We start from the raw sequence: 26,226 nt of genomic DNA, 5'->3' as shown, positions 1-26,226 counted from the left end.
ATCTGACGGACTTCATTTTATCAGCGATTCCTTACAATCCCTTTTTTTCCTCTGCCGGCGGAACTTCGGGGAGGAAGTGTACTTCTACGCGGTGCTGTGCTTTGGCAGAAACCCACTCGGTCAGACGTGCGCGTGACGCGTCGTCCAGATCTGCTTGGAGATATACGAACGCGATGTGCGTTTCATGCAGCGCAGCCGCTTTATCTGCCGTCGGAGCAGGGGCTTGCACACTCCCGACGGCGATGCGGGAGATTTGCGGAAATACGATGCGTGCCTCGCGGTTCCAGTCCAGTATGTAGGCCCCCTTCTTCTCGCTTTCCTCGCGGGCAGACTTGAGTGCGGTCACGGTCTGCTGTTCCTGCACAGAGGGAATGGCTCTTTTTTCAACCTCACTGAGTCTTTGATCGATCATCGCCTCCATCTTTTCCCGCTCTTCCACCGTTTCGGCAGAAAAGACCTCCAACTGGAACGGCCTGAGGTATTTCTTTTCATGCAGCTTCTCCGTCAATGCCGCCAAGTCGTCCTCCGCTATTCCTGCAACCGTAAATACCGTCAGCATTTTCTTCTCGTTGTCCAACGTATAGGAGATTGCCAGACGGGGCGGTGCTTTGAAATTCTCTTCGATATAGCTCTTCGCCTGCTCGTTCTCCAGATTTTCCTGCACGCTCTGATACGCAAAGAAACAGCTGGGCAAGGTGACCAGTATGGCAAAGGTCAGCAAATAGCGTTTCTGTCTTGAAAATTCGACAGAATCCCGCGCAATCTTCGAGGGGATATCGATGATTTTCAGGACGATGAATGCTGTCAGACAGATAAAGAAACTGTTGATAAAGAACAGGTAGAGAGCGCCCACGGTGTACGCCGTCACGCCCGTCGCAATCCCATACCCCGCAGTACAGAGAGGAGGCATCAGCGCCGTCGCAATCGCAACACCGGGGATGACATTCCCGCCCTCTTTGCGGGTTACACCGATGATGCCTGCGAGGCCGCCAAAGACAGCAATCAAAACGTCCCAGATGGTCGGCGATGTCCGTGCAAGCAGCGCCGAAGAGGGGGCATCGATCGGCGTGAGGCAAAAATAAAGCGTCGATGCAGCAACTGAAATAAGCACTTGGGCGAATAGATTACCTGCACCGGAACGTATATACGCGCTGTCATAACGGGCAAGCCCATAGCCAATCCCAAGGATCGACCCCATCAACGGCGAGATCAGCATCGCTCCGATAATGACTGCCGTACTATTCATATTGAGACCGATGGAGGCAATAAAGATCGCCAGTATCAGGACACTGAGATTCGTTCCCCTGAATCGCACGCCGGCGTTAATTCGATCTGTAATTTCCTGTACCGATGCCGTGTCACCATGCAAATCAAAAAAATCTTTTAGCTTATCCCAAATCAAACAAATCATCTCCTAAGAAAAAGGCACTGCTGCATGAAAGAAACGTACAGCAGCACCCCAATGTCAGCTCCGCGCATGAATCGATACGATTGTGCCGCCCACAATTCGAACTTCGAGCGTGCTGCGGTTCTACGCCAATCGGAGGGTCTATTTTATCAGCGATTCCTTAACGCACCGCTTCAAAGATGCCCCCGTTTGTCGCGATCACATCCCTATACCACGCGAACGATTTCTTGCGGTATCGCGCGAGTGTGCCCGTCCCGTCGTCATTGCGGTCGACGTAGATGAAGCCGTAGCGTTTTGACATCTGCGCCGTGGACGCGCTCACGAGGTCGATGCAGCCCCACGTCGTATAGCCCATGACGGGCACGCCGTCGGCGATCGCCTCCTCCACCTGCACGAGATGGTCATTCAGATAGTCGATGCGGTAGTCGTCCGCGACCGTCATGCCGCCCGTACCGTCCGCAACGAGCACATCCTTTGCACCAAGTCCGTTCTCGACGATGAAGAGAGGCTTCTGCCAGCGGTCATAGTATCGGTTGAGCACGAGGCGCAGCCCCTGCGGGTCGATCTGCCACCCCCACTCACTCGCCTTGAGATGCGGATTCTTCTTCCCGCCGAGGAGGTTGCCGCCGCCCGCCGTACCGCCCGTGCCCTCGCAGATGCTGACGTAGTAGCTGAACGATACAAAGTCAACGGTGTGCTCTCGCATGAGCTGCAGTTCCTCCTCCGTCGTCTGGAGCTCGATGCCATTCTCGCGGAAGTAGCGTTTCATATAGCCGGGATAGACGCCACGCACATGCACATCGCCGAAGAAATCGTTGAAATGCTCCGCCTGCATGACGGCAATCATGTCGCGCGGTGCAGGCGTCAGCGGGTAGGTCGGCATTGCAAGAATCATACAGCCGATCTTGGCATCGGGGATGATCTCGTGCCCGATCTTCGTTGCAAGCGCGGAGGCAACCAGCTCATGATGGCACGCCTGATAGAGATCCTGCAGGGAAAGCTCTGCCTTCGGGGGTTATGATGCCGCCCGAGAGCAGCGGCTCGTGCAGCACGGAATTGATCTCGTTGAACGTCAGCCAGTATTTCACCTTGTCCCGATAGCGCGTGAAGATCGTGCGCACATAGCGCTCGTAGAAGCCGATAAGTTCGTGGCTCATCCACCCGTTGTATGCCTTTGCGAGGTGAAGCGGTGTCTCGTAATGCGAGATCGTCACGAGCGGCTCGATGCCGTATTTCCTGCACTCGTCAAAGAGATCGTCATAGAACTGCAAGCCCTGCTCGTTCGGCTCCGCCTCGTCCCCGTTCGGGAAGATGCGGCTCCACGCAATCGACGTGCGGAACACCTTGAAGCCCATCTCAGCAAAGAGGGCAATGTCCTCCTTGTACCGATGGTAGAAGTCGATCGCCGTGAGTTTCAGATTGTCCGCCGTCGGCGCTGCGGTCGGCACCCTCATGATTCCGCGCGGCATGATGTCCTGAATGTCGAGCCCCTTGCCGTCGTCGTTGTACGCGCCCTCACACTGATTTGCAGCGACTGCGCCGCCCCAGAGAAAGCCCTTCGGAAATGCCATAGCCGCTCCTTTGCTGCACCCGACGCACAGATCTACGCGAGTGTGATGCCGTTGTCCTGTGCAATCTTGCGGATGATCGGCTCGGGCAGTTCCGCCGCCTTTGCAACCGTCGCCGTATCCGTCCCCGCACGCAGGAGGTTCAGCGCCACGCTGATCACCCCCTGCTTGCGCCCGCGGAACTCACCCTCGCTGATGCCCTCCGCCTTTCCTGCCGCTTTGCCCTTTTCCCATGCCGCTCGAAGATCTTCCTCAACCCCCACACGCAGCGCCTCCACGCGCTGTGCACTCATCGTACGAATCAGTTCATCGACATTGGTATCGCTCATTGATGATTTCATCCTTTCTGTTCTCTTGAGATCTTTATTATAGAGGATTCCTGTGCGTCGGTCAAACTGTGCCAACACCCCCTATTCTCAGACACAGATCCGCATGTTATTCTATCGTCTTTTCCCCATCTGTACGAGCAGAAACGCCGCTCTGCATAACCTCCTTGAGGAAGGTGCATAGCACAAAAAACCGCACGGAACTCTGATCGGTCATTTCACCGACTCAGAGCACTGCGGTTTTCTTGTGCAGTAATATTCGATTGTTCAATGATTCCCTCCGTGAGAAGGACTACGCCGACGCCGCTTCGGCGTCAGTCGCAGGACGCACGCCCTGCAGTTCGACTACGTACGGATCCCCAAACAACTCACGCGTCGCGTCGCTGTGGATATCCTCCTCCAACGAGCGCAGCGAACGTGCAAGCGCCTGAATGTCAACCTCGTACGCTTCACCATCCATGCGGTGGAGCTGCCGAATCTGCTCACGATACGCGAGCCGCTGAGCACGCATCCCCTCGATGAGGGCATCGTCCTTCGCGGGATAAACCGCTGCCGCGCGCACCATGGCATTGATTGGGATCCGTTTAGCCGGATCGTCCAGCACCGCTGCCAGTGATATGACTGCCATTACAGCCACCTCATTTCCTTATGAGTATTTTTCGTTGTGCTCGACTGCACACAACCGATCTTGAGACATTTCCTTTGTCTCACGTTTATTATAGAAAAAAAGCCAATGCTTGAACATAGTTCTTTCTTCCCATTTTTATTGTTTTTATCCAAAAATAACCTTCTTTTATCTTCATGATATAAAATTTATATCCAAATATTTTTCTTTATGCTATTGAATTTCATTCTCTTATATGCTATATTATCTACAGGCTTTCGTTTGAGACCATAGCCTGTGGAAAGGATATGGTTTCCAGAGCTCTCCTAAAATATAATACACAGCAAAAACACCCCGCAACTGCTCATTGCGGGGTGTTTTTGTGTATGCCTAGGCGTGCTCATGCGGCAGCTTGCAGTCGCGCCCCTTGATATGATCGTAGAGCCAGCGCGCAAGGAAGTCGAGAATGTTCAACAGATACTCCTGCTGGTTCTCATCGATTGCATCAAGGTCGATCTCTCCAACCTTCTTCATAAAGCGCAGGTGGAGTGCACGATGGCTGAAGCGGTGCGGATCGCCGACGCTCTCCGCATATGCCTCCTCGTGCGCAAAATGCGTGCCCGCATAGGCGGCAAGCTCCTCCAATATCGCGACGATCTTGTCGTATTTGTCCTCCGACGCACTCTCCATCACGAGCTCATAGCACTCGTTCGTGAGGTCGAACAGCTTGCTGTGCTGGGCGTCCACAGACGCGATTCCCGTCAGATAATCATCGGTAAACTCGTATTTCATCTAAATCGTTCCCGCTTTCTCTCTGCGCACACTTCTCAAGGATTTCTGTGTCTACCTATTTTGCTGCAGCAACATCCTCCTTTGGAATGCGGCAGTCCATGACCTTGATATGACCGTAGAGCCAGCGCGCAAGGAAGTCGAGGATGTTCAGCAGATACTCCTGCTGGTTCTCGTCGATGTCGTCGAGGTTGATCTCGCTGAGTTTCTGGATGAAGCGCAGGTGCTGATAGCGCTCGCTGAAGCGCCGCTCGTATTGGATGCGCTCCATATACTCCTCCTCGTGGGCGAAATGCGTCGCTGCGTAGGTGCGCAGCTCCTCGAGCAGGGCAACAATGCGATCGAATCGGTCAACCGCCGCATCGTCCATCACGAGATCGTAACATTCATTTGCCAGATCAAAGAGCTTTCCATGCTCCTCGTCAATCATATCAATGCCCGTCAGATAGTCTTTCGTCAATTCGTACTTCATGTTCTGCTCTCCTTTTCGTCCAGATCAATCCCAACCTTGAAATTCCCAATACCTCTCCGCCGCATCGATCAAGGCATAGAAGCCGTTCGTGCGTGCGGTATCCGTATGTACCCCGACGAGCTTCCAACGCCCGTCCGTCTGCCGCGCGAGCTCCATCGTCACGGAGCCCTCGGGCAGGAGGCGACCGTAGTCCGTATCGTCGCCGCGCACGATCACGTTCACCATGGCGCGGTCGCCTGTAATCACGGGTGATTCGAGACTCGCCGTGTAGTGTGCGGCAAAGGCGCGCACCTCATCCGAGCCCCAGCGTGCATTGCCATCCTCCTTCGTCACGGGCACGCGTGCCTCGTCAAAGTAGAAGTCCAGCAGCAGCCGCGTAAAGGCGATGTCCGCCGCGCGCCTCTCCGCCATGTAGTCATACATAAATGCCATATCGTGGCGGAAGAACCAATCGGAGGGATGCCGCTCGTGGAGTGCCGCAATGTTGTCCGCGAGGAGTGCGGTTGCCTCCTCGTGCATCGCGGCGAGCACGACGTCCTCGTCGACGTATTCGTCAAACAGTTTCCGATCCTCGGTCACGACGGCGCGCGCAATCGCGTGCAGCGCCGCCTCGGGCGTGCGGTCGCGGTGATAACAGTATCCCGTATACGCGCCGCCGATGAGCACCGCGACGAGGAGTACGAGCCCGCCGAGGCGCAGACGATATGTCATAGGATTCCCTCCCTTATGATCCGAATGAGGCAGACGAACGAAATGGCAGCCGTGCGATGCTCCTAAGCAAACCCTAGTGGAGCAAGCGGAGAAAAGTGTTCGACTCGCCCCCTGCGGATTTCTTTCGTTCAAGCGTAGCGCGTTTAAGAAGTCCGCAGGTATTTAGGCGAACGAGAACGCGACCGCTTGCGTAACTAAGCGTTTGCGTGGAGTTCGCACGGCGAGAAACATTCCGTTTCGCTATTTTTCCATATTCTTCAGCATATGCGCCCGCCGCTCTGCCTCGCCCGAGGCATAGGCGAAATGCGTACGCAGGTAGCTGTCGACCGTCTGCCCGATGTATTTCTTGCCCAGGAGGTCGGGGTGCAGCCCGTCCGTCGTATAGTCCTCCTCGAGCTCGCCGCGCGCGTCCGAGAGCACGGTCGAGACATCAATGCTATACTCCTGCTGCATGACCCAGTTATTCACATAGTCACGGTGCTCCCACCAATCGCCCGGAGGCGTAGTGATCGTCATGCGTGTGGTCATGAGCGCTGGGCGGATCGGCGTCGCCGTCAGAAAGATTGGCGTGATGCCGTGCGCCCGGCATTTCTCACGCAATGCCGCGAGGTTGCGCACCGTCTCCGCGCCGTAGATCCCCACGCGGTAGTCGTTCACGCCGCCCATGATGAGGAGGACGCGCGGAGAAAAGGGCAGGACATCGCGCTCAAAGCGCGCGAGCATCGCCTCCGTTGTATCGCCGCTGTGTCCGAGATTTTTCACGGGGACGGTGCAGTACGTCTCCCAGTCGTAGAGGATATAGGAGGGCGGCACGGTGATCGCGCCGCCGCCGTGCGTGATACTGTCCCCGAGCGCCGCAATCGGCGTGCGCTCCGCAACGGTGAACGAGCCATATGCCGACCAGTTCGAGATCGGCGTGCCCGACTCCGTTATGCCGCGCACGCGGTAGACGTACGTGCCCGGCACGGTGAACGGCATATCGTCGTAGACATCGTACTCGCCCCCGCGCAACGTATGCACGTAGCGATCACCATCAGCCTCTCGGCGGTAGACCTCGACCTCATGCACCTTTTGCCCTGCGAGCGGAATCCACGAGTAGACGGGGTAGAGCGGCGCATATGACATTGCCGCGTACTCCGTTGTCAGCACGGGCGCAGGGGGATCTACGGTCTCCCCGCGCACGGGACGCGGCTCCGATGCCGCTGCAAGCGGAGTACCATCGTAGCCGAGCGGCTGCACCGTCCAATAGAGGTCGTCCATCGCGCCGTATGTCATGAGCGGCAGATGCAGCCCGGTCGTATAGACGCGATCCATCGTCGCAATCGTCTTCATCGCCGCGCCCACAGAGCCGCGCAGGACGCGCACGGCATAGCGCACCGCTACGGGATACGGTTCCCAGTGCAGCATGACAGAGGAAATACGCGTGTCCTGCATCTCTGCGGTCGCCGTCTCGCGTGTCGCCTGCGCCGTGATCTCCTGCATCGCACGCTCCGCCTTTCCAATCGTCTGCGAGGCATGACGCGGCGCAGACTTCTCCGCCGCCCCCGCAGGCACGGCACCAAGCAATAGCATGACGGCGAGAAGCGCCCCTACGCCCCGCCTGACCATCCCCATCCGCATTCAGTCCTCTTCCACCGATCGAATGTACTCCTCGCCGATCGCCTCGCGCGCGGCGGCAAGGGTCGGTGCGAGCAGGGCACGTGCCTCCTCCCGCGTGGGGGCGGCTGCTGTGACGCGCACGAGACAGCCGTCCTCCTTTGCGTAGGTCGCAACGGAGGGGTTCTCTCCATCGACAAGTGCGCCGAGGCGGTCAGCAACGGGTGACTCCCCGACGGGCAGCCCTTTTTCCGCCATCGAATAGAGCTTGATGTTCATGGAGACGAAGACCTTGTCGCTCTTTCCGCGCAGGAAGACATTGCACGCCGTCTCAAACATCGGCTTCATCTCCTTCGGCGGGCCGGGCAGCATGATACACGCGCGCCCGTCCTTCTCGATGATGACGCCGGGCGCCGTGCCGTGGTCGTTCTGCAGCACGATCGCGCCCGAGGGCACGGTCGCCTGCTTGCGCATGCTCTCCGTGAGCGGAATGCCGCGCTTTGCCGCACGCGCCTCAAGCCTCCGCAGTGCCTCGGGGTCCTCCACGGGCGCAGCGCCGAAATAGGAGATCAGCATCTCCTTCGTCAGATCGTCCTTCGTGGGGCCAAGCCCACCCGTCGTGATGACGCAGTCCGCGCGTGTGTATGCAATGTCGAGCGCAGCGCGCAGGCGCTCGGGGTTGTCGCCGACAACGGTCTGATAGTAGGCGTCCAGCCCCATATGTGCAAGGTGGCGCGCGATATGCTGCGCATTCGTGTTCACAATGCTGCCCATGAGCAGCTCCGTGCCCACGCTGATGATTTCAACGACCATGGAAAGCTCCTTTTCACTCGATAGTTAATCTAGATTATTTTACTACAAAAGACCTATGTAGAAAAGGTAATTTCAGGTTTTTTGTCGAAAATATTAACAAAATGCGGTATGATATGGAAATCCGCATGTTTGTATGCTGATGTCCCTAAGCGTTCGCGTAGGACATCAGAGGAAAACATGCCCCCCATATAAATGACATGAGGACGACGACTTGAAGCAAATCATTCTGAACGCCGACGATTTCGGTCGGCACACGCTCATCAACCGCGCCGTGGAGCGCGGCATACACGACGGCATCCTGCGCTCTGCAACCATCATGCCCGGCGGCGCGGCATTTGACGATGCGGCAGCGCTCGCGCGGCGGACACCCGAACTCGGTGTCGGCATCCATCTGACGCTCGTCAACGGCAATCCCGTCCTGCCGCCCGCCGAGATTCCCACGCTCGTCACGGAGGCAGGTGTCTTCGTCGATGATCACACTGCGCTGACCGTGCGCGTCCTGCGCGGTGCAGTCAATCTGAGCGAGGTACGCGCGGAGCTCGCGGCACAGCTGCGGCGCGTCGAGGCGGCGGGCATTCACCCAACGCATGCGGACAGCCATCAGCATATGCACGTCCTGCCGAGCGTTATCGATATCGCGCTCGATCTGTGCAAGGAGGCGCAGATCCCCGCCATGCGCGCCCCGCGCGCGCCCCTCTTTGCAGGGGACTTCGGCGGCATCGGACAGCTCATCGGGCGAGCGGGGCTCTCCGTCCTCGCACACCGCGCCGCTGCAAAGGCAAAGGCGCACGGCATCCACGTCCCCGATCACTTCGCGGGCATTGTCGCAGGCGAGGCGGTCGATACAGAGGCGCTCACAGAGATCGCAGCAGGACTGAGGGAAGGCGTGACCGAGGTCATGCTCCACCCCGGCACGGACAATACCGTGCTCATCCGCGACTGCCTCTGGAATCATGACTTCGAGGCGGAGTTTGCCGCCGTCTGCGCCCCCACCGTACGCACGGCGCTCACCGCAGCGGGCGCGAAGATCGTCAATTTTCGCATCTATGGAAACTAGGAGGGACGCATGGACAAGATCACCATCATCGTCCCCTGCTATAACGAGGCGGAGGTCATCGGGCATTTCTACGACGAAGTGACTGCAGCGACGGCGGGAGTTGCGGACTGCTCTTTTTCCTATCTCTTCATCGACGATGGCAGCCGTGACCACACCCTCGCGGAGATTCGTGCACTCGCCGAGGCGCACACGAACGTGCGCTACATCAGCTTCACGCGCAATTTCGGCAAGGAGCCCGCGATGATGGCGGGACTCGACTACGCGGACGGCGATGCCGTCATCCTCATGGATGCCGACCTGCAGCACCCGCCCGCCCTCATCCCGGAGATGGTCGCACTGTGGCGCGCAGGCTACGACGACGTCTGCGGCAAGCGGACGGATCGCACGGACGAGACCTTCCTCAAGCGCACAATGGCAAATCTCTTCTACCGCTCGATGCAGGCGGTCAGCCGCTTCACCCTGCAACGTGACGTGGGCGATTTCCGTCTGCTCGATCACCGCTGCGTCGCGGCGCTGCGCCTCCTGCGCGAGAATCAGCGTTTTACGAAGGGTCTCTTCACCTGGGTGGGTTTCAAAAAGAAGGAGATTCCGTTCCACGTGCAGCCACGCGCGGCAGGCACAACGACGTGGAGTTACCCCGCGCTCCTCTCGCTTGCGATCGAGGGCATCACGTCCTTTACGACAGCGCCACTGCGCCTGACGACGGTGCTCGGGCTCCTCGTCTCAGCACTCGCCATCGGCTACATGCTCGTCGTTCTCGTGGACGCCCTGCTCTACGGCAACCCCGTGGCGGGCTATCCGACCCTCATGACGGTGCTGCTCTTCCTCGGCGGGGTGCAGCTCCTCTCACTTGGCATCATCGGCGAGTACCTCGGGCGCGTCTTTACGGAGAGCAAACAGCGCCCGACCTATCTGATTGACGAGCGCGACGGGGAGAAATTCGACTACAGCAAGCTGCGCAGGGAGGTAAAGCGGTGCAGGGAAACAGGGGAATGAACGCACAAAAAACAGAGCGCACCGAAAAAAATAACATCGTACAGACCGTGCTTGCCGCAGGCGCAATCTTCGCCTTTATGCTCACGCTCAATCACTTTATGCCCATCCACCGCGACGACTACGACTACTCGCTGATCTGGGGCACAGGCGTTCACGTCGGCGCATTCTCCGATGTGCTCTCCTCCGCCATGCAGCACTACCTCCTGCACGGCGGGCGCATGATGACGGTCATCTGTCTGGAGCTCTTCCTCTGGCTGGGAAAGCCTGCCTTCGATGCGGCGAATGCCCTCATGTTCCTCGCACTCACGGTGCTCGTGACAATGCACGCGCTGCGGAGAGCGGAGATCCGCCATGCGCCGGGACTGCTCGCGGCGGCAGCACTCATGCTCTGGCTCGCACTGCCGCATTTCGGTGAGGTCGCCGTCTGGAAGAGCGGCTCAACCGTCTACCTCTGGTCGGCGGTGCCTGCCTTCCTCTTTCTCCTGCCGTATAATCTCGCGCTGAAGTCGATGGAGTGCGGCATACAGCGGCGATGCACATGGGCAGTCCTGCCGATGCTCCTGCTCGGCATCTGTGCGGGCTGGTCGATCGAAAATCTCGCCGTGACCGTCGTCCTGCTTGCGTTCGGCATCTCCCTCTATGTGTGGCGACGCTATGCATATCTCCCGCCGTGGATGCTCTCAGGTGCGCTCGGTGCATTCCTCGGGCTGATTGGCCTCGTCGCCGCCCCAGGCAACTACGTGCGCTATGACGAACAGGGCACGGGCAAGGGAATCCTCGCGCACATCGGCAATCAGTTTGCAGGTCAGGGCGAGATGCTGCTCTACCTCCTCCCCGTCCTCCTCCTGATTCTGACGATATGGCGTCTCTATCGACGTGACCGTGCAGGGATGGAGACAGCGCCTGCAGAGCGTGCAGGCACCGGAACAATCCTCCTTGCCGCCGCGTTCGTCCTCCTCGCTGTCTCGTATTTCACGGGCGGCTGGGTTGCGGGCGCAATCCGCGACGCCGTGATTGAAGGCGTTCTGACGCCGCTCGGCCTGACAAAGCCGAAGACGATCCACCTCTTCACGAATCTCATGAACGGGTTCGAGGAGATGGCGATCTACTGGCTGGCAATTCTCCTCTTCTACGCGCGGCTCAAGCAGCAGCTCGGGCTGACTGCCGCCTCCATCCGCACAGCAGCATCGCGCATCCCCGCGGGCGAACTGCTCCGCGCCTCGCCAACGCTCCGCTATGCCGCATTCCTCATCGCACTCGGTGTCTGCAACAACCTCGTCATGCTCGCCGCGCCGACCTTCCCGGGACGCGCGACATTCAGCTCTGCCGCGATGTTCGTCACGGCGGCGCTCGCCCTCCTCGGCAATCCCGCCCTCCGCAGCCTGCTCAGCGCGACGGCGCGGCGGACAATCGCGGCGGCAGCCATCCTCCTCTTTGCCTACACGGGCACGGCCGCGCTCCTAATCACGCATGAGATGGGCGCAGCGGACGCGGCGCGCATCGCACAGATCGAGGAGGCGTGTGCACGCGGCGAAACCATCGTCCATTTCCCGCGCATCGACCGCACGAACCGCGCCCTCCGTCACGTCTACTACGAGGACTGGGACAACAACGTAACGAAGGAGGGGGCAATCAAGTATTTCGGACTGACGGATATTGTGGTGGAGAAATGACATTTCGCCGCGTCTGTGCTACAATACAATCGAAACATCTTTTTTGCAACCTTACGGATAGAGGAAATTCAGCCGACGAAACGCCTAAGCAAACCCTAGTGAAGCAAGTGGAAACGAGGGAACGTTCTGCCCCCTGCGGATTTCTTTCGTTCAAGCGAAGCGCGTTTAAGAAGTCCGCAGGTATTTAGGCAGATAAGTGCCCGACCGCTTGCGTAACTAAGCGTTTGCGTGGCGGTCGCACGGCGGCATTCCGTAACATTTATCACAAAACTCCAGATTTATTGAAAGGAGCTGCATACATCCTTGGACAGTTCCCTATCCGACCTCATTGCACTCATCCTGCTCCTCGTCTGCCTCTCGGCGAACGCCTACTTCGCGCAGGTCGAGACCGCACTCACCGCCTCCCATCGCGGACGCCTCGAGCGCCTCGCCGAGGGCGGTGACGAGGATGCCGCTCGCGCACTCGCCCTCCTCGAGCATTCCACTCGCCCAATTGCAATGGCACAGGCGGGCGTCACCTGCACAAGCCTCCTCATGGGACTTGGCATCGGGCTCCTCGCCCTGCCGACCTTCGGGCGTTTTCTCGAAAAGCTCCTGCCCGGCATGGAGGTCTACCTCGCCGCACTCATCCTCAGCATCCTCGTCATGACCGCCCTCACGCTTCTCTTTGGCGACTTCCTGCCAAAGCAGGTCGCACAGCAGGATCCCGAGGGCATCCTCATGCGCAGCCACCGCTCCATCCGCCTCATCACACGCCTCACGGCACTGCCGAGCGCGGCGCTCGTCTCCGTCTCGCGCGGGCTGCTCCTCATCGTCGGCATCAACCCCGAGAACCGCGCCTCCGCCACGGAGGACGCCGTCAAGGATCTCATGGAGCAGGGCACGGAGGACGGCACCTTTGAAAAGGCGGAACAGGACATGGTCGACCGCATCTTTCACATGAGCGATCAGACCGCCTCCGCCCTCATGACACCGCGCACGCAGATCGCGTGGATCGACCTCGCCGAGAGCCGCACAGAACAGCTGCGCGTCATCCGCTCTGCGCCACACGAGGTCTTCCCCGTCGCCTATGAGAACCTCGACGATTTCCGTGGCGTCATCTACGCAAAGGAACTCCTCGACGCCGCCCTTGACGGCGCAGAGATCGACCTCGCCGCATACATCCGCAAGCCACTCTTCGTCCCGCGCACCATGGAGGGACTGCGCGTCCTCGAGAAATTCCGCACGGGCGCAATACACGAGGCGGTCGTCCTCGACGAGTACGGCGGTGTCGTCGGCTTCATCACGATGGGCGACATCATGGAAGAGATCATCGGCAGCGCGGACGACGATGCGCCCGCAAGCACACGCATGGGCGCTGAGGAGACGGCAAACTGGGTCTTCGATGGACTCTTCCCCATCGACGAGTTCAAAGAGGAATTCGGCATCGACGAACTGCCCGACGAGGATCACGACCACTTCCACACCCTCGGCGGCTTCGTCACCGCACAGTTCGGCCGCATCCCGAAAGCCGGTGAGACCTGCACATGGGACGATTTCACCTTCGAAGTCCTACGCATGGATCGCGCGCGCGTCGCCCAGATCCGCATGACGCGAACGGAAGGGGCGCGCGAGAACCCCGACGCATCATGAACAGTGTAGTGCCCTAAGCAAACCCTAGTGGAGCAAACGGAGCATAGCGTGCGACCCGCCCCCGATGAATTTCTATCGTTCAAGCGCGTAGCGCGCGTTTGAAATTCATCGGTATTTAGGCGGACGAGCACGCGACCGTTTGCGCAACTAAGCGTTTGCGCGGGGCACACACCATTACACAGCACACAGAGGGAGACAATATGAACGACCGCATCTACAACTTTAATCCCGGCCCCGCCGTCCTCCCCGAGGACGTCCTCAAAGAGGTACAGGCGGAACTGCTGAACTTTAACGGCACGGGCATGTCCATCCTCGAGATCAGCCACCGTGCCCCCGCCTACGACGCCGTGCATCAGGCGGCAAAGGCAGACATCCTCGAACTCATGGGACTCGGCGACGACTACGACGTCGTCTTCACCGCAGGCGGCGCAAGCCAGACCTTTGCCCTCATCCCGCTGAACTTCGCCACCGAGTCGCACCCCGGCAGCTACGCCCTCTCCGGCTCATTCGCTCAGAAAGCATACGAGGAGGCCGTGAAACTCGGCGTCGGCACCGTCGCTGCCTCGACCAAGGAGGAGAACTACGTTCGCGTCCCCGCGCAGGAGGAGCTGAACATTGCGCCAAACGCCGCCTACCTCCACATCTGCCTCAACAACACTATCTACGGCACGGAGTACCACTACACGCCCAAGACTGGCGGCGTCCCCCTCTTTGCCGATATGTCCTCCGACATCCTCTCGCGTCCGTGGGACTTCGGCAGCTACGACTTCATCTATGCAGGCGTGCAGAAAAACCTCGGCCCTGCGGGCGTCGTGCTGAACGTCGCAAAGAAAAAGCTGCTCGAGAGCAGCCCCGCCGAACTCCCGACCATGCTGCGTTACAGCACCTTCCAGAAGAACGACTCCCTCTACAACACGCCGCCCGTCTTTGCCATCTACATCGTCGGCAAGACCGTCCGCTGGATCAAGGAGCACGGCGGACTCGCTGCGATGGGCGAGGCAAATGCGAAAAAGGCGGCGCTCCTCTACGACGCCATCGACAGCTCCGACGGCTTCTATCGCGGACACGCAGAGGAGGGCAGCCGCTCGCGCATGAACGTCACCTTCCGCCTGCCGAGCGAAAGCCTCGAATCGGACTTCGTCGCGGGCGCAAAAGAGCAAGGACTCAGCGGCATCAAGGGACACCGCAGCGTCGGCGGCATGCGCGCCTCCATCTACAACGCCATGCCCCTTGCGGGCGTCGAGAAACTCGCCGCCTATATGGCAGACTTTCGTAAGAAACACTGATATTTCACTTTTATCTCACAATTACGCCCGATTTCCTTGCACGCAGTACCTGTCTGCGGTATAATCATATTGAAGGAGGTATATGAACATGAAAAACAATACCATTATTACCATCAGTCGTCAGTTCGGCAGCGGCGGTCGACAGATCTCCCGTATTCTTGCGGAGACGATGGGGGTCAAGCGCTATGACCAGACTGTTGTCACAATGGCGGCGAAGAGTCTTGGTGCGGGTGACCGCATCGAGGACGTCATCAGTCGATCCTACGAGGTGCCCAAAGCGAGTCTCGGTGCGATCAGCACGGCTTCATTCGACCGTGTACCTGCCTACAGGCAGCTCTATACCGAGCAGAGCAAAATCATCCGCGCCATCGCGGCGGAGGGAAAGGGCGCAGTCTTCCTCGGGCGCTGTGCTGACGTCATCCTCGCCGGACAGCCCGAAGTCTACTCCTTCTTCATCTGCGCCGATGATACTTTCCGTGCAAAGCGCGCCCAGACCCACTACGGCGGCATGAGCCTCGATCAGCTCAACGAGATCGAGAAGCAGCGTAAGGACTACTACGACTTCTACACGGGTAAGACGTGGGGCGATCCCCAGAACTACGACCTCGTCATCAACACGAGCCGCATCCCGCTCGAAAAGGCGGCCGAGCTGATCCTCAACTACGTCAATTTCTGCCAGGGAGAATAATCCCTCCATCCGAAGTACAAAACGCCGCGACGTGCAGACATCTGCACGTCGCGGCTCTTTTATATGGGAGCGCATGAAACGCGCTATATCCAGTTCCCCTCCTCTGCCACCATATAACCGCAAATTTCATTTCTCCCAAAAACAAGGGAATCGCTGATAAAATGAAGTCCGTCAGATTGGCGTAGATTTTTCGTCCGAACTAGGAGGCAAACCGGACGCATAGCAAAGAGCTATGTGGAGGATTTGCAGGCGTTGTGCGGGCAAAAAAGATGCGCTAAGATGATGGCGCTGAATTTATCAGTGCTTCTTTTCATCGTCTCTCCTCCACAGCATTTATGATCCGATTCCGTTTATCTCTGTTGCACATGTAACACCTATGAACTTATTATAGATGGCAGCAGGAGATTTCACAAGGGGCGCAGAGCAAGTGCTACATTCTCCTGCAAATATATCCTCCCATAGAAAAAGACGCCCATGCGGGCGTCCTTTGCCGAACTATTCCACCCCGATGATTTCCTTCCATATATATCCCTCTCTTACGCCCGAGTCGCTGGAAAGGATGTCCTCTGCAGCAAAACTCTCGGCGAGGGTGTGCGCGATGACCATGCCGGGGATGATTGTGTGGAGGCGGTCGGGGGCGGAACGCAGGAGGACGGCGGTATCAGCCTCGATGAGGGTCTGTCCCGTAGAAAACAGGTCAATCATCGCAGGCAGATGACGCGCGTCGATGAGGCGCGTCTGCGCCTCCGGGTAGAGGAGGGCGTGCATGCGACTCGTGCTGCTGAGGACGCCGCCCATGCCGATCATATGCTGCGCGCGCAGCACGCACACCTCGGGGGCACTGTCCAGTATTGCTGTGACCGCCGCACGAATCGCCGCGCACTCGTCGCCACTCGGGAGCAATCCCGCAACGTGCGCCTTCGACATGGCAAGCGAACCAATCGGGAGGCTCCAGCGCCCCTGCATCTCGTGCGCCGCATAGGAGATGATCTCGGTGCTGCCGCCGCCGATGTCGACCATGATGCCGTCCGCGTGGGCGATGCTTGCGGTCGCGCCGATGAAATCGTACGCCGCCTCCTCCTCGCCGCTGATGATGCGGATGGAGACGCCCGTGCGCCGCGTGATCTCCTCGGTCGCGGTGCGGCTGTTGGTCGCGGAGCGCAGTGCCGCCGTCGCAAAGGCATGGACGTGCGCGATTCCAAAGGTCTCGATGAACTCCATAAAGCCGCGCAGGATCTTGACCGTTTTTTCGACCCCCTCACGCACGAGCCGTCCGTGCGAGAGGTAGCCCGCAAGCCCGACCGTGTGCTTGCGTTTCAGCAGGAGGGTGAACGAGCGCCCCTCGATCTGATAGACCGCCATGCGGATGGTATTCGACCCGATGTCGATGATTGCGTGCAGCATGGGGCTACCGCTTCAGCCCGCTGCCGGGCACGGGGATGATGACGCGATAGTTGTCGGGCATGCCATCTGCAAAGAAGGCACGCGCCCCCGCAAGCCCCGCCGCTGCAGTCAGCTCGGCGTAGATGCCGCGCCTGTTGAGGGTCTTTGCCGCCTTGAGGATCTCGCTGTCCTCGACGGCGACAGCATCGCCCCCGCTGCGGCGCAGAGCCTTCAGAATGTCATCCATGCGCGGCGGCGCACCCACGCGGATGGTCTCGGCAATCGTATTCTTGCGCGGTGTCTCGGGCAGATCGTGGAACGCCTCAACGACGGGCGCACACTTCGTGCTCTGAACGCCGACAAAATGCGGAAGCCGCCCGATCTCGGCAAAGCCCTGATAGAGGCCGAGGAGGAGCGAGCCGTTCCCGACGGGGACGAAGATATAGTCGGGCACGATGTCGCCGAGCTCGTGGTAGATCTCGTGCGCCATGCTCTTGATGCCGTCGGCAAAGAGGGGATTGTAGACGTGTGAAGCGTAGTAGTCGCTGCCCAGCTCCCCGCGCAGGACACTGCTCGCATTCATGCGCCCGTTCGGCACGCGCACAACATCGGCACCGTACGCCGTGATCTGCTTCGCGCGCTCGGCGGAGATGTCGTCGGGCACATAGACCCTGCACGCAATGCCCGCCGCCGCTGCATATGCCGCAACCGCCGCACCCGCATTGCCCGCCGAGTCGACGGCAACGCGGTCGATGCCGAGATGGGCGAGCTCTCCGATGAGGCGCTTCGCTCCGCGATCCTTGAACGAGCCGGTCGGCTGGCGATCCTCCATCTTGAAGTAGAAGCGGCAGCCGTCGATGACGAGCGGCAGGAGAGGCGTCTCCACCTCGCCGAGCGTCACCGCCTCATGACGGTCGCCCGCGTCCATCGCGCTCTGATACAGACGAAAAAGCCCACCGCATTCGCACGCATAGGCGTGCGTTGCGACGGGGTATTCCTTTTTGCAGCGCTCACAGTAGAAGTGCATGATGGATCTCCTCCTTCGGAACGTATGAGATTGTAACGATATATGTAACTATGCTCCCCCCATCGCAATGGGGGGAGGGCGCCCCTATCGGCTCGCTGCGTTCGCCACTTCCCCCGTCTCGACGGGGGAAGCTGAATTACCATCCGCCCCCTCATCCGTCGTATCCTCGGTCAGCGCGTGGTTGCCGAACATGGTCGTCAGCGTCTCACGCGTGAAGCCGTAGGCAGGACTCGAGAAATCCTGCCGCGGATCGTAGCGGTTGTTCGGTGCACCGAGGAGTCCGCAGACCGTATCGTACATCATATCGTTCGTAAAATACGCATCGCGGCGGGATTCGAGCATCGCCGCACGCTGCGGCAGCGCCGCGCGATACTCGGGCGAGAGATAAATGAAGAACGGGATGCGCACCATGTCGAAGCTGAACACGTCGGGGTTGTGCGAGATCTTCAGATTTTCCCCGTGATCGGAGAAATAGACCATCGCGCGGAGGTTCAGATTCTTCTCTGCGTAGGCAAAGACCTCCGCGAGAATGTGATCCGTATAGAGAATGCTGTTCGCGTAGGACGGCGCGCTCGTCATCGCAGACTCGCCGTCCTCGGCGGCGAACTTCGCCCATGCGTCGGGATAGCGGTTGTTGTAGTAGATGTGGCTGCCCATGAGATGCAGTACAATGAAGTTGTTCACGTTCGGGTCAATACGGGTGAGATACGGCAACAATTCCTCGTCATACTTTGTCGTAAAAGTGTAGGAGTCATCCGTCCACTCTGCCACGTCCGCTGTCTTTGCGACCATCGTGATCGCACTGTCGAACTGCCCGTAACGCCCCTGATTACTGAACCAGTAGGTATGGTAGCCGATCTTCTTCGCCACATCAAGCAGGGACGCCGACTCGAAGAACTCCTTGTCATTGTACTGGCTCTTCTCCGTCAGCGCGCGCTCGAGGACGGGGACGGTCTGCGTCCAGGAGGAATAGGTATTGTTGTAGACGAGGAAGCCCGGGCGCTCCGCCGCCATCTTCTCCATCCACGGCGTATTCTCGTATGGGAAGGACGGCGTATAGTAGTGCATGTAGTTGCGTGACGCGGACTCGCCGATGACGAAGATTACTGTGCCCGGCGCGCGTGCCGCAAGCGTATTCTCCATATCAATGATGAGCGACGCATATCTCTCGTCCTGATTCAGACTATACGACTGCGTCTCTTCAACATAGGTCGTCACATCTTTATAGAGTCCCGCGATCGAACTCTCCGGAATGAGTGAGATCTGCACCCCCGCCGCGATGAGCATGACGAGAACGAGACAGCCCATGCGCGAGCCCTCTGCGCTTGGGTACATGCATCGTGCAAAAACAAGATAGCTGCGGTATGAGAGATAGACAAGTGTAAGCAGCAGAACGATCACAAGCGTAGCGGGCAGAACGCCCACCGTCGACTCGATATAGTCCCCCGCCTCATGCCAATTCGTCAGATAGAGTGCCATGAGCGACGCGGGGCTCAATGCATGCCAGACCGTCATATAGTAGGCGATCTGTGTAAGCGGGATGAGCGACATGAGAAAGCCGAGCACGGCAAGGAGCGCCGCCGTCAGACGTCGATGCCCGAGGTGGAAGAACACACCTCCAAGGGCAGCAAGAACGAATATATTTGCCGTCCCGATCAGAAAGTCAAAGAAGATGAGCGAGCGATACCAATCCCGCGCATACGTCCACGTGTAGAGAAGAGGGAACGTCAGGCACCAGAGCAGCCCCGGCACCATCGCCCCAAGCATACCGCGCGAGAAGAGCGGCACGCCCGTCCCGTACTGCATGACCATGAGAACCACAAGGACAGGAAGGAGCGCAGGGAGAAAATACTCTGCGCCCATGTCCTGCCCCATATTGATGTAACACGCGGTCAGCGTCAGGAAATACGTCCCTGCCGCCGCCGCATAGCGGATCCATTCATTTGCCCGCTCCGTCGATACCTTCATATCCTGTCGCACTACTCCATGATAAAGATTTCGAGATCCTGTCTTCCAAACATCAGCGCCTCAGCGTGACTATCAAACGCAACGTCAATACGATAACCATGTATCGAACCGCCAATGTCCTCCGCCACAGCCTCGCCATAGCCCGGAATAAAGACGCGTGTGCCGAGCGGGATGACAGACGGATCGACTGCGATCACACCGCGCCGCACCATCGTCCCCGTCGCAGTACGATTCCCGTTGCCCGGATCGAACGCACTGTAGCCCGTCGCCGAGACATATACCGAGCGGCCACTGCCGCGGCTGACCTCATGCGCGCGCTCCTCACGAATCCCGAGCGCCACAGGGTCATACGGGACACCGCCCGAAAGCGCAAGATACGTCGCCTGACCGCAGATGCCATCCACCTCGAGGCCATTCTTCTCCTGACAACGCTCGATTGCCGCGCGTGTCAGAGAGCCTGCAACGCCGTCCGCTGCACCATCGAGATAGCCCCCCCTGATGAGGAGCTCCTGCACATGCTGCACCGCTGCACCGCGCATTCCCTCCTTTACGAGAATATGAGCCGCCTCGGCAGGCGCATGGAGTGCAAGCGGCGCAGTCACGGCGAGTGCCGTACCGATCGAGAGTGCTCCTCTGAAGCGCCGCAACTCCCTGTGCCGCCGCGCCCCCTGCATAATTTTTCGTGCTGCCAAAAGGAGTTTCCGTATCTTCATTCCATCGTGCTCCCTTCACTTCGCGATCTTTATTCTGCGCCGGCCATGTACGGCACGCGCCAATCATATTACGTTTTGTTGGGAATATTTTACTATAAAGTGGAAGTCACGTCAAACACGGGCAAGCTCGATCTCGGGCGCACGGGCAATCAGCCCGTCCTCCGCCGCGTACTGATAGAACAGTCGCAGCCCCGCAAGCGTCTCCTCATCCAGCTGCCAGACCACCGCGCTGCCGAGATACGCTCGCAGCTCTTCGCGCGTGAAGCGCCCGCCCAAGAGCACCTCGCTGATTGCCGCATCCTTGACCGTCTCCCAGTCGCGAAACGCCGCCGCAATCCGCCCGTGAACGAGCCGTAGCTCCTCGGGATGCGCCGCCGCAAATGCGCGTGCCGCCGCCCAGATGCCGAACACCATGCGCATGCCCGTGAGTCGCTTCCACGCGCGCGCAAGATCGTAGATGTAGATCCCATCGGGCGGGTGATGATATAGTTCCAGTGCGTCATCCCCGATGAAGAGCGCCCCCTCCGCCCCCTCGGGCACGGGATCGTCCGGTGTGAGCGCCCGCGTTTCATAGACTGGCGCTGCATCATACGCACGGCGCAGTATGATCTTCAGCAGGGCATGCGAGGACGCCGATTTATCTGAGAGCAGGACGCGGCCCTCCTTGATCTCCTCGGCGGGGACGCGCGAGACGAGCAGCACGCTCCGCACATCGCCGTCGGACGCAATGCACACATCCGGCAAGATGAGCAGATCTGCCGCGTGCCGCGCATACGTGATCGAGGACACCCCCGACACATCCAGATTCTTCGCCTCAAGCCGCCCGTTCAGCTGTGCGGGCGAGGCGCGCAGGATATTCAGCCCCGACGCCCCGCCATGTGCGAGCGCGTACGTCAGCGGCAGCACATTCAAAAACGCGATATGACCCAGCCGCACACTCATACATTCTCCCTTTCTCTCCTCACGGGCCTGTAAACGAAACGTCCGAGAACTGCGGCGCACGCGCCATCATCAGCTCCATGCGCCGCGCAAAGCGCTCGTAGAAATCCGTTGCCACAGCAATATTGGGGGGGATGAACACCTGCTCCTGCACTGGCGTCATCTCCCAAACAGACACAGACTCATGCACAAAGGCGCTCGCACGAAAGCGTTCCTTCACACCCGCAAGAGACGGATCATCGTAGTCCAAGACCAGCCGCGCAGCCGTCTCCCGCATCTCCGCGAGCATCCGGCGCATCTCGTCATAACTGTATACGTTATCCTCCAGATTCCACTCAAACTCCACGCCGAGTGGCTCGGGATGCTCCAGCCTGCGATAGAGCATGGAGCGCTCCTGATTGTAATTCCGCTTGAGGAAATAAAACAAAAACATCTCCACATCGTCTTCGTCGATGGAGATTTCCTCAGCCGTACGCCGCAGAACCTTCGTGAAAACCTCATCGCCCGCGCCCGGCAGCAGCCCCTCATCGGGAAGTGCCACCGGCATGATCCGAAAACACGCCGAGCCCTGATGCCCCTCCAGAATCTCAATCGTCGAAAGCCTCTGCTCCTCCATGATCTACCTCCGTTCACGCTTCATATCCTCTATTATAATCCTTCTTCGTAGAAAAATACAGTATTTTCACAATCGCTTGTGGCACTATGGGAAACAAAAAGACAGCCAAGTGCTGCCTTTTGTGATATAATATTTTTGGTGCTATCTATTCGGTAGGCGGTCAATTTAGCCCCTGAAAAGGGGCGAAACTCATGGAGTTCTACGATTTTTTGTCGTTGGTATTCCTCGTAACAATTTGCATTGTTGCGTTAAAGGCATAAGAAAACCCGCCTGCTCCAGCAAAGTTTAGGCGGGTCTCTCACCAAAACACGTATTGGGGCTGACCGTTTACATGATAGCACTTTTTATACGCTTATTATACGACAGGACGAAGACTGCGTCAAATCATTTTTGTGTCAACAGAGGAGAACGATATGCAGCACGAACAGCTTGCACTCGACTATGAAGTCACCGAGCAGAAGGAAGCTCTCTACGAGGCGATTGCCGCGCTCCTCGCGGACGCCCTGCGGCAGACCGAGGACGCAGAGACACACGCGCGCACGCTCCTCTATGAGGCGCTGTGCCGTATGTGGAACACACTGCTCGGCACGACTTACCGCACGCGCGAGGAGATCGCCATGCTGCACGGCGCATATGGACTTGCCCGCGATCTCCTTGCGGGTATGCAAGATGACGACACGCCCGCCCGCACAGCTGCTCCGCAGGAGATGAACGGCACGCTGCGCGAATCGCTTGCAAGCGTCACATCCGAAGAGTTCCAATACCAACGGGACGCACTGATCCGCATCCTCACCGAGGGACGCTTGCCCGCCGCGCAGCCACTGGCGTATCTCATTGCAGGACAGCCCGGCGCGGGCAAGACCACGATGGCAGATCTCTTCACAGGTGCGCACTCGGGCAACATCATCTTCATCAGCGGCGATGCCTATCGCCCGTTTCACCCGCACATTGCAGAGCTCCGCGCGCACTTCGGCGACGATGCCGTTCTCCACACGCAGGAATTCGCGGGCAGGATGACCGAGGCGCTCATCGACGCACTCAGCGCACAGGGCTATCACCTCATCATCGAGGGCACGCTCCGCACACAGGAAGCGCCGCTGCGCACACGGGAGCTCCTCGCCACGCGCGGCTATCGCGTCTCGCTGAATCTCCTCGCCGTCCCGCCCCTCCTCTCGTATCTTGGCACCCTGCGCCGCTATGCGCGCATGCGGGAATTCGGCATGCACCCGCGCAGGACTCCGCGCGAGCATCACGACCGCGTCGTGCGGGACATCGCCGCAAACCTCGATGCCCTCGACCAGATGCACCGATTCGATGCAATCCGTCTCTATGACCGCACAGGTGCTTGTCTGTATGAGGAGAACCAACAGGGAGGAAGTCCCGCCGAAGCGCTCCGCCGCGCAATGGCACGCCCCTTCTCCGCCGAAGAGCGCGACGACCTCCGCCGCATTTACGCGCCATATGTACCTGAAGACCTGCTTGATGAGGCGCTGCACTCCTACTGAGTTCTGCAGCAAAAAAGACAGCTGAAGCTGTCATAGATATGCTATAATAATTGGGGTGCTATCTATTCGGTAGGCGGTCAATCGAAGCCTTAGATCGGCGATGAACGAAACAAATGTAACTCTGTTGCTGTTCATCGTTCTAGTTTTACTTTTAACCAAAAAGTAAACCGCCCCTAGGAGTCCAATCTATAGGCGGTTACTTTTCCACTATATAAGGGCTGACCGTTTACACGATAGCACCTTTTTCTACACTTATTATACGACAGGACAGCAAAGCAGGCAAATCGTTTTTCCGCATCGGACAAGGAGGTTTTCATATGGCTCAGCAAAACAACAAATACACCGTCATCACCGGTGCGAGTGCGGGCATCGGCGCCGCCGCAGCAACGGCATTCGCCGCCCGCGGACACAATCTCGTCCTCATTGCGCGCCGTACCGAGCGGCTGAACGCGCTCAAGGACGAAATCCATGCAGCGCATCCGTCGCTCGACATCATCGTGAGGACTGCCGATCTCTCCGTCCCCGAGAACGTCATGCACCTCTATGACGATCTGCGCACACTCCCGATCGGAACGTGGATCAACAACGCGGGCTTCGGCACCTACGGCGCAATCGGCACACAGGACATCCCCAGGATGCAGCAGATGCTGCACCTGAATATCGAAGCGCTGACCATCCTCTCCACGCTCTTCGTGCGCGACTTCGCGGATACTGAGGGCGCACAGCTCATCAACATCTCCTCTGTCGGCGGCTACCTCATCGTGCCGAACGTCGTCGCCTACTGCGCGACGAAATTCTACGTCAGCGCCTTCACCGAGGGACTCGCGCAGGAGCTCGCGGCACGCCGGGCAAAGCTGCGCGCAAAACTCCTCGCACCCGCCGCCACGCAGACCGAGTTTGGCGCCGTCGCGAACGACAACCCCGCCTATGACTACGACAAAGTATTCGGCACATATCACACGAGCGCGCAGATGGCAGAGTTCCTGCTTGCCCTCTACGACAGCGACCAGACCCTCGGCATCGTCGACCGCGAGACGCTCACCTTCCGTCTGTGCGCCCCACAGCTCCCTTATGCCGGCAATTCCGCGCGCAATCAAAAGGTATGATGGGGCAAAGGATGCGTGCATCTCCCCAGTTGAAAATCTCCCCCCGCGTCGCTATAATAAAGCGAGAACAACAGATGCGAGAGAAAAGGAGCGCTCACAATGAACGAAATCGCACTCAAATACGGCTGCAACCCGAACCAGACGCCCGCGCGCGTCTACGCGGATGGGGGGCTGCCCTTCACCGTGCTGAACGGACGCCCCGGCTACATCAATCTGCTCGATGCACTGAACAGCTGGCAGCTCGTGCGCGAGCTGAAAGAGATGTCGGGGCTGCCCGCCGCTGCCTCGTTCAAGCACGTCAGCCCCGCGGGCGCAGCGCTCGGGCTGCCGCTCGGCGAGACGCTGGCGCGCACCGTCGCCGCCGAAGGACGCGAGCTCTCGCCTGTCGCGTGTGCATACGTGCGTGCACGCGGCGCGGACCGCATGAGCTCCTACGGCGACTTTGCCGCCGTCTCGGATGTGTGCGATGAGAGCCTCGCAGAGTTCCTGCGCGGCGAGGTGTCCGACGGCATCATCGCGCCGGGGTATACGGAGAAGGCGCTTGAGATTCTGAAATCCAAGCGCAAGGGCAGCTATCTCATCCTCCAAATGGACGAGAGTTACGCGCCGCCCGCGCTCGAGCGCAAGGATGTGTACGGCGTCACCTTCGAGCAGCAGCGCAACGACGTGCACATCACGGAGGAGTGCCTGACCGACCGACCGACGGCGAACAAAGACATCCCCGAAACTGCGCGCCGCGATCTCCTGCTCGCCCTCATCACGCTGAAGTATACGCAGTCCAACTCGGTCTGCTACGCCGTCGACGGACAGGCGATCGGTGTCGGTGCAGGGCAGCAGTCACGCGTCCACTGCACGCGCCTCGCGGGGAACAAGGCGGACATCTGGCAGCTGCGTCAAAGCCCGCAAGTACTCGCGCTTCCGTTCCGCGACGACATCCGCCGCCCCGACCGTGACAATGCCATCGACGTTTATGCGGCGGGCGACGAGGACGACTACGCTCTGCTCACAGCGGACTGGCAGCGGCTCTTTACCGAGAAACCCGCACCGTTCACGCGTGCGGAAAAGCGTGCCTACCTCCGCACCGTCAAGGGGGTCGCACTCGGCTCGGACGCATTCTTCCCGTTCGGCGACAACGTGGAGCGTGCCCACCAGAGCGGTGTCTCCTACATCGCACAGAGCGGCGGCTCCATCCGCGACGACAACGTCATTGAGACGTGCGACAAGTACGGCATTGCAATGGCGATAACCCACATCCGCCTCTTTCATCATTGAGATACATCACCTCCGTTTTCCGGCCTCCCCCGCACGATATGGGGGAGGCTGTTTCATTTCACTGAATGTTTTTCGCAT

23 protein-coding genes and 1 pseudogene are annotated in these 26,226 nt (G+C 59.1%); 9 read left to right on the top strand and 15 right to left on the bottom strand.

The genetic code is table 11. The features are described 5' to 3' along the window. Nucleotides 1–31: 31 nt before the first annotated feature. From HMPREF9163_RS05945 to HMPREF9163_RS05905, 9 genes and pseudogenes are all read right to left on the bottom strand, one after another. Nucleotides 32–1,411, bottom strand: coding sequence for a DUF389 domain-containing protein (locus HMPREF9163_RS05945; RefSeq protein ID WP_009440812.1), 1,380 nt, complete (start codon nt 1,409–1,411; stop codon nt 32–34). Between the two features lie 157 nt (nt 1,412–1,568). Continuing rightward, a pseudogene (locus tag HMPREF9163_RS05940) lies at nt 1,569–2,979 on the bottom strand (glycoside hydrolase family 1 protein). A gap of 32 nt (nt 2,980–3,011) precedes the next feature. After that, entirely contained in the window at nt 3,012–3,305 is a 294-nt protein-coding gene (locus HMPREF9163_RS05935) for a hypothetical protein (RefSeq protein WP_009440806.1), read from the bottom strand. A gap of 289 nt (nt 3,306–3,594) precedes the next feature. After that, nucleotides 3,595–3,930 carry a hypothetical protein gene (locus HMPREF9163_RS05930; protein WP_009440804.1) on the bottom strand — a complete coding sequence of 112 codons (336 nt, stop codon included), beginning with the start codon at nt 3,928–3,930 and terminating at the stop codon, nt 3,595–3,597. A 366-nt stretch (nt 3,931–4,296) separates the two neighbouring features. Further along, nucleotides 4,297–4,698 carry a bacteriohemerythrin gene (locus HMPREF9163_RS05925; protein WP_009440803.1) on the bottom strand — a complete coding sequence of 134 codons (402 nt, stop codon included), beginning with the start codon at nt 4,696–4,698 and terminating at the stop codon, nt 4,297–4,299. A gap of 55 nt (nt 4,699–4,753) precedes the next feature. Then, on the bottom strand, nt 4,754–5,167 hold the full coding sequence (locus HMPREF9163_RS05920) for a bacteriohemerythrin (protein ID WP_009440802.1): 414 nt from the start codon (nt 5,165–5,167) through the stop codon (nt 4,754–4,756). Nucleotides 5,168–5,191: 24 nt separating this feature from the next. Continuing rightward, nucleotides 5,192–5,878, bottom strand: coding sequence for a hypothetical protein (locus tag HMPREF9163_RS05915; protein WP_009440801.1), 687 nt, complete (start codon nt 5,876–5,878; stop codon nt 5,192–5,194). 240 nt (nt 5,879–6,118) lie between these two features. Continuing rightward, nucleotides 6,119–7,498: a GDSL-type esterase/lipase family protein gene (locus HMPREF9163_RS05910; RefSeq protein ID WP_009440800.1), complete on the bottom strand. Its 1,380-nt coding sequence runs from the start codon at nt 7,496–7,498 to the stop codon at nt 6,119–6,121. Next, nucleotides 7,499–8,287, bottom strand: a complete 789-nt coding sequence (locus tag HMPREF9163_RS05905; RefSeq protein WP_009440799.1) for a molybdopterin-binding protein — start codon at nt 8,285–8,287, stop codon at nt 7,499–7,501. A 211-nt stretch (nt 8,288–8,498) separates the two neighbouring features. Between HMPREF9163_RS05905 and HMPREF9163_RS05900 the strand changes: the two genes are divergently transcribed. The 6 genes from HMPREF9163_RS05900 to HMPREF9163_RS05875 all read left to right on the top strand — a co-directional run bounded on the left by HMPREF9163_RS05900 (nt 8,499) and on the right by HMPREF9163_RS05875 (nt 15,619). Continuing rightward, a complete protein-coding gene (locus tag HMPREF9163_RS05900; RefSeq protein ID WP_037346271.1) occupies nt 8,499–9,344 on the top strand; it encodes a ChbG/HpnK family deacetylase in 846 nt (281 codons plus the stop codon). Nucleotides 9,345–9,353: 9 nt separating this feature from the next. Beyond that, nucleotides 9,354–10,340, top strand: coding sequence for a glycosyltransferase family 2 protein (locus tag HMPREF9163_RS05895; RefSeq protein ID WP_009440795.1), 987 nt, complete (start codon nt 9,354–9,356; stop codon nt 10,338–10,340). Then, nucleotides 10,337–12,013: a DUF6056 family protein gene (locus HMPREF9163_RS05890; RefSeq protein WP_009440794.1), complete on the top strand. Its 1,677-nt coding sequence runs from the start codon at nt 10,337–10,339 to the stop codon at nt 12,011–12,013. The genes HMPREF9163_RS05895 and HMPREF9163_RS05890 overlap by 4 nt, the downstream gene beginning before the upstream one ends. A gap of 303 nt (nt 12,014–12,316) precedes the next feature. Then, on the top strand, nt 12,317–13,645 hold the full coding sequence (locus tag HMPREF9163_RS05885) for a hemolysin family protein (RefSeq protein WP_037346269.1): 1,329 nt from the start codon (nt 12,317–12,319) through the stop codon (nt 13,643–13,645). 200 nt (nt 13,646–13,845) lie between these two features. Then, a complete protein-coding gene (gene serC / locus HMPREF9163_RS05880) occupies nt 13,846–14,931 on the top strand; it encodes a 3-phosphoserine/phosphohydroxythreonine transaminase (protein ID WP_009440791.1) in 1,086 nt (361 codons plus the stop codon). An 82-nt stretch (nt 14,932–15,013) separates the two neighbouring features. Further along, on the top strand, nt 15,014–15,619 hold the full coding sequence (locus HMPREF9163_RS05875) for an AAA family ATPase (RefSeq protein ID WP_009440790.1): 606 nt from the start codon (nt 15,014–15,016) through the stop codon (nt 15,617–15,619). Nucleotides 15,620–16,114: 495 nt separating this feature from the next. Here the strand turns inward: HMPREF9163_RS05875 and HMPREF9163_RS05870 are convergent, their stop codons facing one another. The 6 genes from HMPREF9163_RS05870 to HMPREF9163_RS05845 form a co-directional block, all read right to left on the bottom strand. Beyond that, the gene (locus tag HMPREF9163_RS05870) at nt 16,115–17,023 is read right to left on the bottom strand and encodes a Ppx/GppA phosphatase (RefSeq protein WP_009440788.1); all 909 of its coding nucleotides are present in this window, start codon (nt 17,021–17,023) and stop codon (nt 16,115–16,117) included. 4 nt (nt 17,024–17,027) lie between these two features. Continuing rightward, entirely contained in the window at nt 17,028–18,029 is a 1,002-nt protein-coding gene (locus tag HMPREF9163_RS05865) for a pyridoxal-phosphate dependent enzyme (RefSeq protein WP_009440787.1), read from the bottom strand. An 84-nt stretch (nt 18,030–18,113) separates the two neighbouring features. Then, nucleotides 18,114–19,997 (bottom strand): phosphoethanolamine transferase, encoded by a 1,884-nt coding sequence (locus HMPREF9163_RS05860; RefSeq protein WP_009440786.1) that lies wholly within the window; start codon nt 19,995–19,997, stop codon nt 18,114–18,116. 11 nt (nt 19,998–20,008) lie between these two features. Then, on the bottom strand, nt 20,009–20,710 hold the full coding sequence (locus tag HMPREF9163_RS05855; RefSeq protein WP_009440785.1) for a 3D domain-containing protein: 702 nt from the start codon (nt 20,708–20,710) through the stop codon (nt 20,009–20,011). Nucleotides 20,711–20,821: 111 nt separating this feature from the next. Further along, a complete protein-coding gene (locus HMPREF9163_RS05850) occupies nt 20,822–21,652 on the bottom strand; it encodes a menaquinone biosynthesis protein (RefSeq protein ID WP_009440784.1) in 831 nt (276 codons plus the stop codon). 19 nt (nt 21,653–21,671) lie between these two features. Beyond that, nucleotides 21,672–22,265 (bottom strand): hypothetical protein, encoded by a 594-nt coding sequence (locus HMPREF9163_RS05845; protein WP_009440783.1) that lies wholly within the window; start codon nt 22,263–22,265, stop codon nt 21,672–21,674. 413 nt (nt 22,266–22,678) lie between these two features. Between HMPREF9163_RS05845 and HMPREF9163_RS11515 the strand changes: the two genes are divergently transcribed. The 3 genes from HMPREF9163_RS11515 (at nt 22,679) to HMPREF9163_RS05830 (ending at nt 26,148) form a co-directional block, all read left to right on the top strand. Beyond that, nucleotides 22,679–23,770, top strand: a complete 1,092-nt coding sequence (locus HMPREF9163_RS11515) for a zeta toxin family protein (protein WP_009440781.1) — start codon at nt 22,679–22,681, stop codon at nt 23,768–23,770. 317 nt (nt 23,771–24,087) lie between these two features. Continuing rightward, nucleotides 24,088–24,876: an SDR family oxidoreductase gene (locus HMPREF9163_RS05835; protein ID WP_009440780.1), complete on the top strand. Its 789-nt coding sequence runs from the start codon at nt 24,088–24,090 to the stop codon at nt 24,874–24,876. A 99-nt stretch (nt 24,877–24,975) separates the two neighbouring features. Continuing rightward, nucleotides 24,976–26,148: a phosphoribosylaminoimidazolecarboxamide formyltransferase gene (locus HMPREF9163_RS05830; protein ID WP_009440779.1), complete on the top strand. Its 1,173-nt coding sequence runs from the start codon at nt 24,976–24,978 to the stop codon at nt 26,146–26,148. Nucleotides 26,149–26,226 lie beyond the last annotated feature (78 nt).

The organism is Selenomonas sp. oral taxon 138 str. F0429 (assembly GCF_000318175.2).
GTDB classification, from domain to species: Bacteria; Bacillota; Negativicutes; order Selenomonadales; family Selenomonadaceae; genus Centipeda; species Centipeda timonae.
The sequence above is the reverse complement of the archived record's forward strand: the minus strand, read 5'-3'. Positions and strand labels throughout refer to the sequence as shown.